General features: G+C 59.5%; 15 protein-coding genes. 7 read left to right on the top strand and 8 right to left on the bottom strand.

Features of this window, described 5'->3' with window-relative positions:
* Positions 1-151: 151 nt before the first annotated feature.
* Together O3S81_RS26085 and O3S81_RS26090 are read right to left on the bottom strand one after the other, a co-directional pair.
* On the bottom strand, positions 152-1,219 hold the full coding sequence (locus O3S81_RS26085) for a D-alanine--D-alanine ligase family protein (RefSeq protein WP_269347754.1): 1,068 nt from the start codon (positions 1,217-1,219) through the stop codon (positions 152-154).
* A 36-nt stretch (positions 1,220-1,255) separates the two neighbouring features.
* A complete protein-coding gene (locus tag O3S81_RS26090; RefSeq protein ID WP_269347756.1) occupies positions 1,256-1,876 on the bottom strand; it encodes a C39 family peptidase in 621 nt (206 codons plus the stop codon).
* An 84-nt stretch (positions 1,877-1,960) separates the two neighbouring features.
* Here O3S81_RS26090 and O3S81_RS26095 point away from each other — a divergent pair, with 84 nt between their 5' ends.
* Positions 1,961-2,629, top strand: coding sequence for a GntR family transcriptional regulator (locus tag O3S81_RS26095; protein WP_269347758.1), 669 nt, complete (start codon positions 1,961-1,963; stop codon positions 2,627-2,629).
* Positions 2,630-2,817: 188 nt separating this feature from the next.
* On the opposite strand, the gene O3S81_RS26100 is transcribed toward O3S81_RS26095, so the two are convergent.
* The 5 genes from O3S81_RS26100 to O3S81_RS26120 all read right to left on the bottom strand — a co-directional run bounded on the left by O3S81_RS26100 (position 2,818) and on the right by O3S81_RS26120 (position 7,026).
* Entirely contained in the window at positions 2,818-3,111 is a 294-nt protein-coding gene (locus O3S81_RS26100; RefSeq protein WP_269347760.1) for a type II toxin-antitoxin system RelE/ParE family toxin, read from the bottom strand.
* Positions 3,108-3,416 (bottom strand): type II toxin-antitoxin system RelB/DinJ family antitoxin, encoded by a 309-nt coding sequence (locus O3S81_RS26105; protein ID WP_269347762.1) that lies wholly within the window; start codon positions 3,414-3,416, stop codon positions 3,108-3,110. The genes O3S81_RS26100 and O3S81_RS26105 overlap by 4 nt, the downstream gene beginning before the upstream one ends.
* A gap of 567 nt (positions 3,417-3,983) precedes the next feature.
* On the bottom strand, positions 3,984-5,102 hold the full coding sequence (locus tag O3S81_RS26110; protein WP_269347764.1) for an IS110 family transposase: 1,119 nt from the start codon (positions 5,100-5,102) through the stop codon (positions 3,984-3,986).
* Between the two features lie 156 nt (positions 5,103-5,258).
* On the bottom strand, positions 5,259-6,482 hold the full coding sequence (locus O3S81_RS26115; protein WP_269347766.1) for an MFS transporter: 1,224 nt from the start codon (positions 6,480-6,482) through the stop codon (positions 5,259-5,261).
* 1 nt (position 6,483) lies between these two features.
* On the bottom strand, positions 6,484-7,026 hold the full coding sequence (locus tag O3S81_RS26120) for a Chromate resistance protein ChrB (RefSeq protein WP_269347768.1): 543 nt from the start codon (positions 7,024-7,026) through the stop codon (positions 6,484-6,486).
* Between the two features lie 586 nt (positions 7,027-7,612).
* Here O3S81_RS26120 and O3S81_RS26125 point away from each other — a divergent pair.
* The 3 genes from O3S81_RS26125 to O3S81_RS26135 are packed head-to-tail and all read left to right on the top strand — an operon-like array spanning position 7,613 to position 10,900.
* Positions 7,613-8,428: a sulfurtransferase/chromate resistance protein gene (locus tag O3S81_RS26125; RefSeq protein WP_269347771.1), complete on the top strand. Its 816-nt coding sequence runs from the start codon at positions 7,613-7,615 to the stop codon at positions 8,426-8,428.
* A gap of 1 nt (position 8,429) precedes the next feature.
* Positions 8,430-9,839, top strand: a complete 1,410-nt coding sequence (gene chrA / locus O3S81_RS26130; RefSeq protein WP_269347774.1) for a chromate efflux transporter — start codon at positions 8,430-8,432, stop codon at positions 9,837-9,839.
* Entirely contained in the window at positions 9,836-10,900 is a 1,065-nt protein-coding gene (locus O3S81_RS26135; protein WP_269347777.1) for a Cj0069 family protein, read from the top strand. The genes chrA and O3S81_RS26135 overlap by 4 nt, the downstream gene beginning before the upstream one ends.
* Positions 10,901-11,308: 408 nt before the next feature.
* On the opposite strand, the gene O3S81_RS26140 is transcribed toward O3S81_RS26135, so the two are convergent.
* Complete coding sequence (locus O3S81_RS26140) at positions 11,309-12,172, bottom strand: LysR family transcriptional regulator (RefSeq protein WP_269347779.1); 864 nt, start codon at positions 12,170-12,172, stop codon at positions 11,309-11,311.
* Positions 12,173-12,307: 135 nt separating this feature from the next.
* On the opposite strand from O3S81_RS26140, the gene O3S81_RS26145 reads away from it, so the two are divergent.
* The 3 genes from O3S81_RS26145 to O3S81_RS26155 form a co-directional block, all read left to right on the top strand.
* Positions 12,308-13,996, top strand: coding sequence for a choline dehydrogenase (locus O3S81_RS26145; protein ID WP_269347780.1), 1,689 nt, complete (start codon positions 12,308-12,310; stop codon positions 13,994-13,996).
* Positions 13,974-14,291: a hypothetical protein gene (locus O3S81_RS26150; protein WP_269347782.1), complete on the top strand. Its 318-nt coding sequence runs from the start codon at positions 13,974-13,976 to the stop codon at positions 14,289-14,291. The genes O3S81_RS26145 and O3S81_RS26150 overlap by 23 nt, the downstream gene beginning before the upstream one ends.
* Positions 14,292-14,335: 44 nt before the next feature.
* The coding region (locus tag O3S81_RS26155) for an aldehyde dehydrogenase family protein (protein ID WP_269347783.1) at positions 14,336-14,585 on the top strand (250 nt) is incomplete at its 3' end.

Consider the following 14,585-nt stretch of genomic DNA (forward strand, 5'->3'; position numbering starts at 1 on the left):
TACCCGCCAAAAACGCAAGAAACACAGCAGACGCAGGCATGCCACGGCAATTAATCCGGTTTATTCCAGTTGTTGTGACAAGAGCAGACGAAGCTGCGGCGTTTTTCTTCCCGGTGCATGTCTGCCACACCGGGAAGAGACATTTTGCGGCTCAGAGGCCGGCGCGTACGAGACCATGCTCGACCAGCCGATCGATGACATCAGGATAGCTGACGCCGCTTGCCGCCATCGCCTTCGCATACATGCTGATATCGGTGAATCCGGGAATGGTGTTCACCTCGTTGACCAAAAAAGCCATGTCCTCGGTCAGGAAGAAATCGACGCGCGCCATACCGTCGCAACCGAGCGCCCGGAAGGCGAGCGCTGCCGTCTCGCGGATCTTCGTCTCGACCTCTGGCGGAAGCTCTGCCGGAACCTTCAGCGCCGCGCCGTCCTCGTCGATATATTTCGCATCGTAGCTATAGAAGCCGTGGCTGTCGGCCGGGATTATCTCACCCGGGCGGGAAACGAACAGGCCGCCCTTGGTGTCCTCAAGCACGCTGCACTCAATCTCGCGGCCGCGGATGAATTCTTCGGCAAGCAGCTTGCGGTCATGCTTGAAGGCTTCCGCGAGCGCCGGCGCAAATTCCTGGCTGCCGGAAACCTTGCGCACGCCTACCGAAGAGCCCTGACGCGCCGGCTTGACGAACAGCGGCAATCCCAACTCGCTTTCAAGCTCATCGAAGGACGGCGTCCGATCCACCTGCACGGTCACTGCCCGCGCCACCGGCAGTCCCGCCGCCCGCAGCAACTGCTTGGCGATATCCTTGTCGAGCGCCGTCGCCGAACCCAGGATGCCGCAGCCGACCAGCGGCACGCGAGCCACTTCCGCCAGCCCCTGCACCGAGCCGTCCTCGCCAAAAATGCCATGCAATACGGGGAAGAGAATATCGATCTTTCCGCCATCGCTCATCTTGCCACCGTCGATGGCGATCATGCGCCCGCGCCCCCCGGGCATCAGCGCGATTTCGGTGCCGCTTGCCGGCCTGGCGAGGACGCCATCTTCGAAACGGCTAAGCAGCCACTCGCCTTCCCGCGTCACGAAGATCGGCACCGCCTCGTATTTCGAGGGCTCCAGTGCCCCTACGACATTCGTCGCCGACATGATGGAGACGTCGTGTTCGGCCGAGCGCCCGCCGAAGAGAACGGCGATGCGTAGCCTGCCCCGGGAAGATGTCATGAAAATCTCCAAAATGAACTGGTGTCGAAATAAATGTCAGAAGCCGACCGCGATGCCGCGATTGGCAAAGAAGCGGTCGAAGACGGCAAGCGGCAACGTCACATCCGCCTGGCTCGCAGCATCATGGCCGGATGGATTGTGGAAACGGATCGTATCAGCCGAGGCCGCCGTCACCAGAACGAGATGCCCGCCTTTTGAGGGCGGCATGCGCTCCGGCCAGCGTATGCCGCTATTGACCGAGGCGATGAAGAATGGGCGTTCGGCGAGCAGACCGGGGATGCTCTCTGTCGCGACACCCGTCATCGTTTCTGCCGAGAGCCCGAAGCGCTCGCCCACATAGGTCACGAAAGGCGCATAGATCAGTCCCTTGATCGAAGCATCCAGTTCGTTGACGACATAGCCGCCATAGGCGGTGCAGCCACGGGCGAGAGCAAGCGTCGGATGCAGGTCGCCGCGCGCTGCCAGGATCATCTTCAGGCAGGCCATGCCGCAGACATTGACCGCCCAGCGCGCATATTCCTCTACCGTCTCGGCGCCCGATTGCCGCCAGCGCGGATCATGCAGCAGGGCCGCAGATCCTTCGGCAAGCACAGGCGACGTCATCTCCGGCGTTTCCCACTGACTGAAATAGGGCACGGCCCCCGACGATAAACGCATAGCAAAACTCTCCTATTCGCGTATACTCGTATACGAGATTCGCTGATATGATCAAGAAAATTGCTGTCTCGGAGAAGGTTGGCAATGGACGATTTCGTCGCAATAAATGCTGAAACTATTCGGCCGGAGACCGTGGCCGATCGTATCGCAAGGGTTCTTCGCGAGGCAATTTCCGGTGGCGAGCTTCGCGGTGGCGTCGCGCTCCGACAAGACGAGCTGGCCGCGCGATTTGGTTTCAGCCGCATGCCTGTGCGTGATGCCTTGAGGCTTCTGGAAAGCGAGGGCCTCGTAACCATTCACCCGACAAAGGGCGCCTTCGTGGCAAGAATGGATGCCAAGGAGATTGTGGAGATCTATTCCATTCGCTCGCTACTGGAGACGGAAGCCTTGCACCTGTCATATGCAGGGCTGACGACAGCCGATCTGGACAGGGCTGCAACGCTTCTCGCACAGATCGACGCTGAGATGGATGTGGGGCGTTGGGGGGCGCTGAATAAGCAGTTCCACATGACACTTTATGGTGCCTGCCAAAATGAGCGGCTTATCGGCCTCATTGCTACCCACCACGATGCAGCCGACCGCTATGTGAGGGTATTGCTTTCAAGCCTGGACTATGAGCAGCAATCGCAGGAGGAGCACCGTGCTCTGCTAAATGCTTGCAGAGATCGGGATATCGACGCTGCAAGTGCAATTTTGCAGGGTCATTTGCTTGAAGGAAGTCGCAAGCTCAGCGCGGCTGCCCAGTCGAGCTAAGGCGGTTAGCCGGTTCAGCGTTTGGCCATGCCTTTACCAGCCACGGACGTGGCCGACGACAGCTTCTTATCGAGACGAGCGAATGTATTTTGTTTTCGGATCCGCTGTCGTGAGACGGGTGACGGGGACGTTGCTTTTGAACGGAATCGAATTGGCGACCCGTTGATCCCAGACATGAAGTTCGAAGCCTAGCTTGTAGGAATAGTGTCTGGCCATTCTTGTGCGCCATGAAGTACGCGGAGAATACGAACCGCCGATTGCGTTACAGCATAAGCCGCGACATATGGGGTACCGTTGATCACCAGTTCGCGCGTCCCGGCAATTCTGCCAACACGACCACTCGCCGGAAAATCAATTAAGCGACGAGCAGCCGCGACGATCCGTTCGTCGACCATGATGGCAGCTGAGGGACTATCCGCCTCGATAAAGGTGAAGATGGCATCTCGATCTGACAGCGCAAACGCTGACCAGGTAAGCTTCACGACTTGCGCGCCGCTGCTTTAACGCGCGCTGCCGCTCGCCGTTTTTCGAAATGAGCCTCGACTTCATCATCAGAAACGTCGGGTCGCGTGTCGTTCAGCGCTTCAAGGACCTTACTGCGAAACCAAGTATCATGAGCTTCGCTGCCTGATATAAGTTCGAGCGGTAATGCTCCCTCGTTCGCCGTCCGGGTGAGTAAGATACGAACTGCGTCCGACACCGTAAGACCCATGCTCTCAAGCACCGCAGAGGCACGATCTCGAACGTCAGCATCAATGCGAGTTTGAACGAGTGCGTTCGAAGCCATAGTTATCTCCAACTGAAAGACCAATCGTAATGCATATGAATTACAACGTCTATAGAAGATTTACGTGTGCGCCACGCCGCTGCATTCTTCGCCTTGAGATCTCTCAGGGGTGAGTAGCGGCGGCCTGCACCGTGGCAGAGTGAGGTCGCCAGAAAACTCTCTGGAGGCCAATCATGCCGATAACAGCAGATCAAACTCAAGCGCAGACCACTACCCCCGTCGATCTTGGCGCAATTTTCGTCTCGTTGGAATTCTTATGTTCATTTGCAAGCGGCTTGGCCACGACTATTCGTCCAGCCAATAATGGCTGGTCCTGCATGGTGTAGCTAATGCGCAATGTAGGAGACAGGGCCTCAAGACGACGGTTTGCAAACTCTTATACGCGGGTTGGATACCGCATTTCCGTGTGTACGCCTGGGGCTGCTTCTGTCTAAGCACGGGCATCGACGTAGTCGGCCACTCAATTCCATCGAAGATTCCCCGACCGAGCCCTGCCTCCAACATTGAGCATCAGCGGATGTTCGATCTTGCCTCCTCTTTCTAATGCGCGCGATATGCGGTGCTTGGCTAAGCGAGGTCAGCTGGTTGCACTTCCTGACCGATAGCCCACAGGAAGGCCCCCATTTCTCTAGCGATCGCGGTGATCGCGATGGCCTTGTGCTTCCCCGCGAGGATCATTTTTCGATAGCGAGTGCAGAGGCGTAGCTGACCTTTCCAGGCTATTTCGCGAACGGTTCTCGGTAGGCCTTCCAACTGCGCTTGCTTGGTTCGACTTACCCGCGCAGGGAAGCGGTAAGCCCATGCGCCTTCGACCAGCATGCGACGGGCCCGAGAGTTCCCGGCCTTAGTGATCCCGCCACGTTTGACATGTTCACCTGTCGAGCTCTCTGACGGAACGAGGCCAAGAAAGGCCATCAGCTGGCGGGGATTTTCGAAGCGGCGGATGTCGCCAATTTCGGCAACAAAGACGACGGCGGCAATCAACGACACGCCTCGTAACGCCTGATATGCTTCGACAACAGGAGCCATCGTCCAGGATTTGACAGTCTCCGAGATCAGATCGGTCAGACGCTTTAAGCGCACCTCGGCATCCTCGATCGCCTGGCAGTATTCCTTGAGCACAATGAAGTGCGCCGGATGCTCGAACTTCAGGGTCGATATCCACCGCATATGTGCCAGCGACCAAGATGAGCGGCCCGAATAGATGCGGCCATGTCGAAGTAGGAATGACTGAAGCTGCTGACGCGCCCGCTTTTGAGCCTCCTGGGCTGCTTCTCGGGCCCGCACGAGATCGCGCATGGCTTCGTGTCCGCGATCTGGAACCCAAACTGCCGTCAGCTCACCTGCACGATGTAGCCTTGCCAGGCTGACTGCGTCGCGCCGGTTCGTCTTCACCCGATCACCAGGGCGCTTTGGTATCAGGGACGGTGCGACCACCACGCAGTCGTGACCCATCCCGGTAAGCTGACGGTAAAGCTCGTAACCTGTCGGTCCGGCCTCATAGCAGAAGTGGAGGGCAGCTCCTCGCTTCGCCAATTTTTCCACGATGCTCGTCACCGAGTTAGGATCCGAGGCTATGTCCCCATAAAACCTTACTTCACCACCCCGCTCGCCATCCGCGACGGCTACAGAAATCTTCAGTTTCGAGACGTCCAAACCGACAAAAAGCCTGTTATGCTGATCCATGGTTCACCCTCGCTAAGCTTGGGGCTCGGCTTCGGCCAATCCGAAGCAACCCCCGATCTCAGCTTATCGCGGGGGTGAGCCACCTTCACCCCGAGAACATACGGTCTGAGCAAATCGACACTCTAAGATCAGTTCGATCCATCTGCTGCCTTCCGGTCAGATGCTCCCCTGCGCGGGAAGCCGGGCGCGGACGGCCGCCAGCCCCATGATCGTCAGCGCTGCGAATCCTGCGCCCGCGAGGAAAGTTCCTCGCGGGCCAGTGAAATCCCAAAGCGCGCCCGCGATGACACTGGCGATCAGCAATGCCACCCCGGTGACCAGATTGAACATGCCGAAGGCTGTGCCGCGCAATTCTGCAGGTGACGTATCGGCGATCAGCTTCGCCAGCAGCCCTTGTGTGAACCCCATATGCAGGCCCCACAGAACGACGCCCAGTCCAGCGCCGACGACACTTTGCGTGAACGCGAGGACGAGGTCGGCGCAGACAAGCAGCGACAGACCGATAACAAGAATGGTGAACCGATCCACCTTGTCTGAAAGGATGCCGGCGGGATAAGCCGAGAGGGAATAGGCCAGGCTCATAAGGACCAGTGCAAGCGGCACCAAGGCTATCGGCATGCCGATCGACTGTGCCTTCAGGATGAGGAACGCCTCGCTGAAACGGGCGAGCGTGAATACCGCGGCAACGGCCACGACCCACCAGTACGATTTGCCGAGGCGGCGCAGTTCATCCCTGTGCAGGGGCATGCGAACGCGGCGGAGCTCCCGCGGTCGCTCGGGCTCCTTGACGAGGAACAGCAGCACACCGACAGAAAGGAAGGCTGGAAGAACCGCAATCCAGAACACCGTCTGGAAATGATCGGCAGTCACCCACATGAGACCGATCGCCATGAGCGGACCGAGAAATGCGCCGATCGTGTCGAGCGACTGGCGTAGACCGAAGCTTGCGCCGCGCAGCTCAGGGGGAGCGATATCGGCAACAAGCGCATCCCGCGGCGCACCGCGGATCCCTTTGCCGACGCGGTCGATAAATCGCGCCGCGATGAGCCAGTCCAGGGAAGATGCGAGTGGAAAGGTCGGCTTGGTGATCGCGGCGAGGCCGTAACCGAGCGCCGCGAGAAATTTGCGCCGGCCGAGCCAATCGCTCAAAGCCCCGGAGAACACCTTGGTGATCGAAGCCGTTGCCTCGGCAATGCCTTCGATAATCCCGACCGCGAAGGTGGAGGTGCCAAGCACAGAGACCATGTAAACCGGCAGGAGAGCATGGATCATCTCCGATGAGATATCCATCAACATCGAAACGAGGCCAAGCGCCCAGATGCCGGCCGGAATGCGATTGTTTGTCGTCGGCCCTGCTACTGTTCCGTCCTGATTTGCCATCTCATCGATTCTCGTCTTGGGCGTCGAACACGCGTTGGGCATAGCTGTCGAGGAGTTCCTCGCAAATGCGCAAACGCGCTGCCGCCTCTTCGGCAAGGGGCGCGCCGTAGAAATCGAGCTTGCGGATCTTCTCCAGCCATCCCTGGAGCTTCTTCAGGTCGGTGTCTTCTTCTTCGAGCTCCGCATAGGTGAATTTGTTGATCGCAATCTCCTTGGCGATCTCTTTCTCGAAATCCGCACAGCGTCCGAGAAATTCGCGGTACTGTTCGTCGCGATCAGCGCTAAACCGGCTGACGACCTTATCTTCCTGTGCGCGATCGATCCCTACGGTCTCGAGAATTACCGACTCCCCGCCCATCTCGAAGACGTCATTCTCCAGCATTTTCAGGCGGCGGACGTGATCGTCGGTCTTCGGCAAAAGACAGACGCCGTTCTGCAGATAGACGGCACCCAAGCCTTTGAGGCGCCGCCACAGCGCGATGCGCTTGGCGGCTGGTTCGGACGGGACCTTGTAGGTCATAAGGAGCCAGGATAGAGAAGACATCGTTCAATGCTATTGTAACGATTGTAACAAATCAAGTGAACAACGATATACTCAACTCGCTGGCCACGATATCGCTGTTGACCGGCGTGGGCTTTTAGTCATTGGTTTCAAACGGGAAAATGTCATATACATGTTAGTTTTAGTCGATTTTTCGCCAATGATTTCATCGAGCCCTTCCTTTGTCTGAACCATTTCAAGATCGCATTTCAAAACCGACTCGCGAGATTCGGGACGAGCAATGGTCGACTGCGCGGCGCGTGGCCGCGAGCTGGGCAAGATTATCGACGGCAATGGCCCGCGAAAGCCAGCCTTCAGTCTTGTCTGTCGCACTATGCCTTGCGCATGCCATGTGTCGGAAAGATGAATGGTTTTCATCCCGCAACCTCAGTCACGCCTGAACAGCCCTATTTTCGGCGGCGATCGCGGCTGGCAAGCCGAATTGCGAGTACTGAGGGCCTGTTGATGGGCTGCTTGACATAACGGCCGTGCTTTGCGAATTTTGCGGTATGGGGCAGCGATCGCCCCACGAGGCCACGGCCGAAGAATCGCGTCCTTTCAACCCGTAGCAAACGGAGGACGCGCTGCCATGCCGTCATTTCTTGAAATCACCCCCGACAAGCTGAACCGCATCGTCGGCACGCCGAGCGCCCCCACACTGATCGACGTCCGCATCGACGAGGATTTTGCTGCCGACCCAAGGCTGCTTCCCGGCTCGGTCCGGCGGGACTATCGCGACGTCGCCACGTGGGCGTCCTCCGTTACCGGACCGGTCGTGATCGTCTGCCAGCAAGGGCGAAAGCTCAGCCATGGCGTCGCCGCCTATTTGAGACACACCGGCGCCGAGGCCGAGGTTCTGGAAGGCGGCTTCGAAGCCTGGAGGAAGGCGGGTGGCCCGCTTGTCCCCGATGACAAGATGCCTCCGCGCGATGCGCAGGGCCGCACGGTCTGGGTGACCCGCTCGCGCCCGAAGATCGACCGGATCGCATGCCCCTGGCTGATCCGTCGTTTCGTGGATCCTTCTGCCGTCTTCCTCTTCGTTCCCGCTTCCGAGGTCTCGCTGGTCGGCGACCGCTTCGGCGCGACGCCGTTCGACGTCGAGGACGCCTTCTGGTCGCATCGCGGCGAACTCTGTACCTTCGACGTGATGATCGAGGAGTTCGGACTGAAGTCGGAGCCCCTTCTCCATCTCGCGACGATCGTCAGGGGCGCGGACACGGGTCGGCCGGAACTTGCGCCCGAGGTGCCGGGGCTGCTGGCAGCCTCTCTCGGGCTATCGCGCATGTACAACGACGACCTCGAACAGTTGGAAGCGGGAATGATTCTCTACGATGCTTTCTACCGATGGTGCCGGGATGCGACCGCCGAAACGCATAACTGGCCGAACGCAAGGACGGGGCAATAACATGGCGATGGTGATGAACGAGGAAAACAAGACGATCGAAGCGGTCGGACACGGCCTGCCGTTTTCGGAGGCCGTGAAGGTCTGGGCACGGGTCGCCGCTCTGAGCTTCGGCGGGCCCGCCGGACAGATCGCGGTCATGCATAGGATCATCGTCGAGGAGAAACGCTGGATCGGCGACGACCGTTTCCTCCACGCCCTGAACTACTGCACGCTGCTCCCAGGGCCGGAAGCGCAGCAGCTCGCGATCTATATCGGCTGGCTCCTTCACAAGACGAAGGGCGCCCTCGTCGCGGGCACGCTGTTCGTGCTGCCGGGTGCGATCGCGATCATGGGCCTGAGCTGGATTTACGCGCTTTACGGAAACGTCGGCGCGGTCCAGGCGCTGTTCTTCGGCCTGAAGGCTGCGGTGCTGGCGATCGTTCTCGGTGCGGTCATTCGGATCGGTAGCAGGTCGCTGAAGAACAACGTCATGATAGGACTGGCCGCTGCCGCCTTCGTGGCGCTGGCGTTGTTCCAGGCGCCGTTCCCTCTCGTGGTCATCGTCGCAGGCCTGATCGGCTTTGTCGGCGGCAAGGCCGGCTGGAAGACGTTCTCACCAGGGAGCGGTCACGGAAAGGCCGGCGGCAAGCATCTCGCCGACGCCGACAGCCTGCTAGGAGAGGGCATTCCCGAACATACCCGGCCGAACGCGCGATGGCTCCTGAAGGTCGCCGTCGCCGGCGCGATCGCCTGGTTCGGGCCGATCCTCCTTCTGTTCGTCTTTCTCGGCCAGCACAACGTCTTCTCGGACATCGCCATCTTCTTCTCGAAGATGGCTATGGTGACCTTCGGCGGCGCCTATGCCGTCCTGTCCTACGTCGCCCAGGAAGCGGTCAACCACTATGGCTGGCTGAAGCCGGGCGAGATGCTGGACGGCCTGGGTCTGGCCGAAACGACGCCCGGCCCGCTGATCATGGTCACGCAGTTCGTCGGCTTCCTGGGCGCCTACCGGTCGCCGGGTGGGATGTCGCCCCTGCTTGCCGGCACGCTCGGCGGGCTGTTGACGACCTGGGTCACCTTCGTTCCCTGCTTCCTGTGGATCCTGCTCGGCGGGCCGTTCATGGAGACGCTCCGCCGCAACAAAGCTCTGTCGTCCGCATTGTCGGCCATAACCGCCGCCGTTGTCGGCATCATCCTCAATCTTGCCGTCTGGTTCGCTCTCCATGTTCTGTTTTCCGAGGTTCGCACGGTGAGCGGCTTCGGGACCTCGGTCGACCTGCCCGTTCTGGCTTCAGTCAACCTGCCCTCGCTGGCGCTGACGCTCGCCGCGGTGATCGCCGTCTTCCGGTTCAAGATCGACATGCTAAAGGTGCTCGCGGCATGCGCGCTCGCCGGACTCGCCTACGGCCTGACGGTCGGAGTTCATCCATGAGCGGAAACGTGAAAAAGGTCGCGATCGTCTGGCGCGGTGACCGCGAGGCCCGGAATGCAGCGACGAAGACCAACAGCCGTTACCACAAGATCTTCGAGGAACTGGAGGCTGCGGGATTCGCGCCGGAGCCCGCGGTGTTCGACGAGGCGTTCGCGGATGACCTCCTTCGACAGCTTCACGCCGTCGACGCCGTCCTCGTCTGGGTCAATCCGCTGGACGACGGGAAATCTCGCAAGGTTCTGGATTCGCTTCTGCGTCAGGTGGCCGAAGCCGGCGTCTTCGTCAGCGCGCATCCGGACGTCATCCTGAAGATGGGCGTGAAGGAGGTGCTTTACGAGACGAGGCACCTTGGATGGGGCGTGGACACGTTGGTCTACCGGTCGGCCAAAGAGTTCCGCGGGGCCTTCCCCATAACGCTGCGGGCCGGCTCGCCTCGGGTACTGAAGCGAAACCGGGGCAACGGCGGTCAGGGCGTCTGGAAGGTCGAGCTGATAGAACCGTCGGCGGGCGGCGAGACATTGGTGACCGTGCTGGAAGCGAAAGCCGGAAGCGTCCCGGAAAAGATCGAGCCCGATGCGTTTGTCGCCCGATGCGAACCATATTTCGAGAATGGCGGGCGCATCGTTGACCAGCCGTTCCAAACCCGCCTGCCGGAAGGCATGATCCGCTGCTACATGTGCGGTGACAAAGTGGTCGGCTACGGCCAACAGTTGATCAAGGCGCTGATCACGCCGCTGCCCGGCTCGGGACCGGAGGCGTTGCAGCCCGGCCCGAGGATCATGCATCCGGCAACCGCAACACCCTTCCAACCCTTGAGGGCAAAGATGGAAAACGAGTGGACGCCGCAGATGATGTCGGCGCTCGGGGTCGACCGGCGGTCGCTTCCCGTCATCTGGGACGCCGATTTCCTTTACGGACCGCGAGACTCCGCCGGCAACGACACATACGTGCTCTGCGAAATCAACATCAGTTGCGTCTTCGCCATCCCCGACGACGCCCCCGCAGGAATCGCTCGGGAGCTGGCGTGGCGGCTTGGCCGTCATCCGGGCAGAGGCTGTTGACCTACAGCTACGTTGTCTGCTTATCGGACGCGCGCTTTATCCGCACGAACGTGTGCTCCGCGCTTTGCACCTGTGGGTCTTGGAATTTGTTTTTATGACGGGGGTTTGGCGTTTGACCGCAGTGCGGGGGCGTACTGTATCGTAGTTTTGGGCTACTGCGGGATAGCATGTCGTGCTGTAGCGTGGTTGCGGGGGCCTGCTTTCATCTTTACTTGTGATCATCGCAACTGCCCCGCGCTCTACTAGAATCCCGTCCTGCCGGCGACCGTAGCGGCCTATTTCGTGCCGCAGCGTAGAAGGACAGTAGTCTTCCCCGAAGAACGCCCCATTTTCGAACATATCGATGCCCAAAGGGTGACGATGGTGCGGTGCGGCGAACATCTCAACATGTTTAGGCGCCAGAGATTCCTACGCCGCGAGCTGAACGCCCAAAAGCTTCATGACCGACGACTTGACCTGTTGCGCGGCCTTGGAGATGCCGTCCTCCCGTTCAACAAGCTGGATACAGCTCACTGGAAGCTCGGGGAGTCCCGCTTCCCGTGGCAGCACTATGAAGCCCGGAGGAACCGTCCCCTCTGCCATGACGGTAATCGCCGTTCCGGAGCTCACCGCGCTTTTGATGACCTCCCCGCTTCCAGTGGTGACCACCTCCCGATATGGCATGCCCTTCTCGCGAAGCAATTCGATTGTGGCCGCACGAAACGCGCATCCTTCGGCATAGAACGCCATGGGCAACGGTCTCTTCTTGTCATGCACATACTCGCTCGACGAAACCCAGACGAGTTTCGGTCGGCGAAGTATCGTAGAATGCTTCCTGGTATTCGGAAGTGTGACGATTGCGAGGTCCAGCTTGCGTGCTTCCAGGAGCTTCTCAAGCTTTACGCTCATGGAGCAGGTCACGTTCAATTCGATCCCCGGAAATGACTCGTCCATCACCCGCATCAATCGCGACAGAAAAGCCTCACCGTAGTCTTCTGCGACGCCGAAATTGACGGTGCCCGCCAACTTGCCGTTTCGCAGAAAATCCAGCAGCGCATCGTGACGATCGAGCAATCCTTGCACGTGGGGCAGCAGTTCCCGCCCGGCGGCGCTCAGCTCCACAAGATGGTAGCTCCGTTCGAACAGCTTACGGCCAATACCGTCTTCCAGGGCTTTTATCCGCAACGATACGGTTGCCTGCGAACAGGCGAGCTTTTCACCTGCTCTGGAAAAGCTCCTTTCGGACGCTACCGTGAGGAAGGATTTCAGCAGTCTGATATCCAGGTCAATCACTATTAAAATCCTCAATACTGCCCATAAAGACTTCTCATTTTACCAATCCCAATACGTCAGTCTAGTCTTCAGGTGTCGCAAAGGATTGCCCGTTGGAGAGCGTGACGTTGCTGTCCTGTAATATGGAGAACCGCATTGAGAACCTTTCGCGCCGAAGGATACGATTTCATCATAGTTGGAGCAGGCACGGCGGGGTGCGTTCTCGCCAGCAGGCTCAGCGAAGATGAACGCGCTTCCGTGCTGCTGCTTGAAGCAGGCCCGTCAGACAGGAGTTGGATCCTGCGCATGCCCGCCGGCCTTCGCTCCGCATTCAAGCCGACCAGCGCCTATAATTATTGGTTCAAGACCACACCTCAGGCCAATCTGGACAATCGCGAGATCGACCAGCCGCGAGGCCGTGTGCTTGGCGGTTCGTCCTCGATTAACGGCATGACATTCCTGCGTGGCAACCCATTGGATTTCGACAATTGGCGCGATCAGGACGGCTGCGAAGGGTGGGGATATCGAGACTGCCTTCCTTACTTCAAACGCTTCGAACGTCTCGAAGACGCTGCAGGCCCCTTTCGATCATCGGAAGGAGTGGTCCGCGTGAAGAAGCAGCAACACCTCGGCGCCCTAAACCAGGCATTTCTGGATGCGGGACGACAAGCAGGCCACCAGGAAACCGTGGATTTCAACGGGTTCCGTCAGGAAGGCGTCGGCAAATTCGAGATGAGCGTCGGCGACGGCGTGAGGTCCAGCTCGTCGAATTCGTATCTGCGTTCGCAGCCGGTACGAAAGAACCTCCATGTACAGACCGGGTGCCAGGTGCTGAAGATACTCTTCGAGGGGTGTCGGGCCATTGGCGTTCGCGTCAAACGCGGGTCGGAAATCACCGACGTCTTCGCATCGCAGGAGGTCATCCTGAGTTCCGGCTCCTTCGGCAGCCCCCAGACCCTTATGCTTTCCGGGGTCGGCCCCGCCAATGACCTTCGTCGGCTGGGAATCCGGCCCATTCTCGACGTCCCAATGCTTGGGCAGAATTTACAGGACCACTTTGAGACCCACATCCAGGTCGAATCCGATCTGAGACATAGCCTCAACCAATATCTCCGGCCAGACAAGATGGTTTCGGCAGGCATCCAATGGTTCCTCCTCAAGAAAGGACCGGCCGCCGTAAATCAATGCCATGTCGGCGCGTTCCTTCGAAGCGATGCCACGATCAGCCATCCCAACCTCCAGATTCATTTCTTCCCGGTGTTCTTCGGCCCGAACTGGATTCCCGATCCGCGGATCGGCGGCTACCGGCTCGGGGTCGGACCGATGCGCCCGGAGAGCCGCGGGACGGTTCGCCTGCGCTCGGCGGATCCTTCTCAACCGCCACTCATTGATCCGAACTATCTGAATACCGAACGTGATCGACGCGAAACGTTGCAGGGATTGAAGATGGGTCGCGAAATCCTGGCGCAACCCGCCTTCGCGCCCTACCGGAAACGCGAGGACGCGCCTGGTGCACGCTGTGTCACGGATGCCGACCTAGAAGCCTTCATCCGGCAAGATGTCTCCAGCTCCTTCCATCCGTGTGGAACCGCTCGCATGGGCCGCGCGAATGACCCTCGATCGGTCGTTGATCTCGACCTGCGAGTGATCGGTGCGGAGCGGCTGCGCATCGTCGACGCGTCGGTCATTCCTTCCATTCCGAGCGCAAATATCAACGCGGCCACCTTCATGATTGCGGAGAAGGCTTCAGACATCATCCGCGGCCTGAAGCCGCTCGCACCCTTGGACGTCCCCTATTTCAAAGCTCAAACGGAGGTCCACCATGACCGTGCAGTTGGATCGTAACTTCGCCACCGACCGGGTAAGGCGGGAGAGAGCAACACAGAATACCAAGCTGGAGACGGCTTCCTGGACAAGATGGGAAGCGGTCGGCCCGGTGCCGTTCGAAATCCACTACGAACGCCCGGTCTCATTTTTCGTCGCCGCCGGCCGGGCCGAAATCGCATTCAGTGACGGGTCCAGGCTCGACATTCAACCCGACGACTTCGTCACCATTACCCCTGACATCAAGGGCATGTGGACCATCATAGAGCCGATCACGAATCTCTACATGTACCAAGACACCCGGAGCGGGGTCTGACTCCACGTGAAAGCCGCAGACAGGATCAAAGGATGACCAGCTCCATGAGAACTGAAGCGCAGCCGAAAGCCTCGCATTTCATCGACGGCGATTATGTCGAGGACAATACCGGCACGCCGTTCGAAAGCATCTTCCCGGCCACCGGCGAGGTGATTGCAAGGCTGCATGCGGCAACGCCTGCCATCGTCGAGCGCGCCATCGCCTCGGCCAAACGTGCCCAGAAGGAATGGGCGGCGATGAGCCCCATGGCCCGCGGCCGCGTCCTCAAGCGCGCCGCCGATATCATGCGCGAGC

It is taken from the genome of Agrobacterium sp. SOY23, from assembly GCF_027212525.1.
Taxonomy (GTDB): domain Bacteria; phylum Pseudomonadota; class Alphaproteobacteria; order Rhizobiales; family Rhizobiaceae; genus Agrobacterium; species Agrobacterium tumefaciens_I.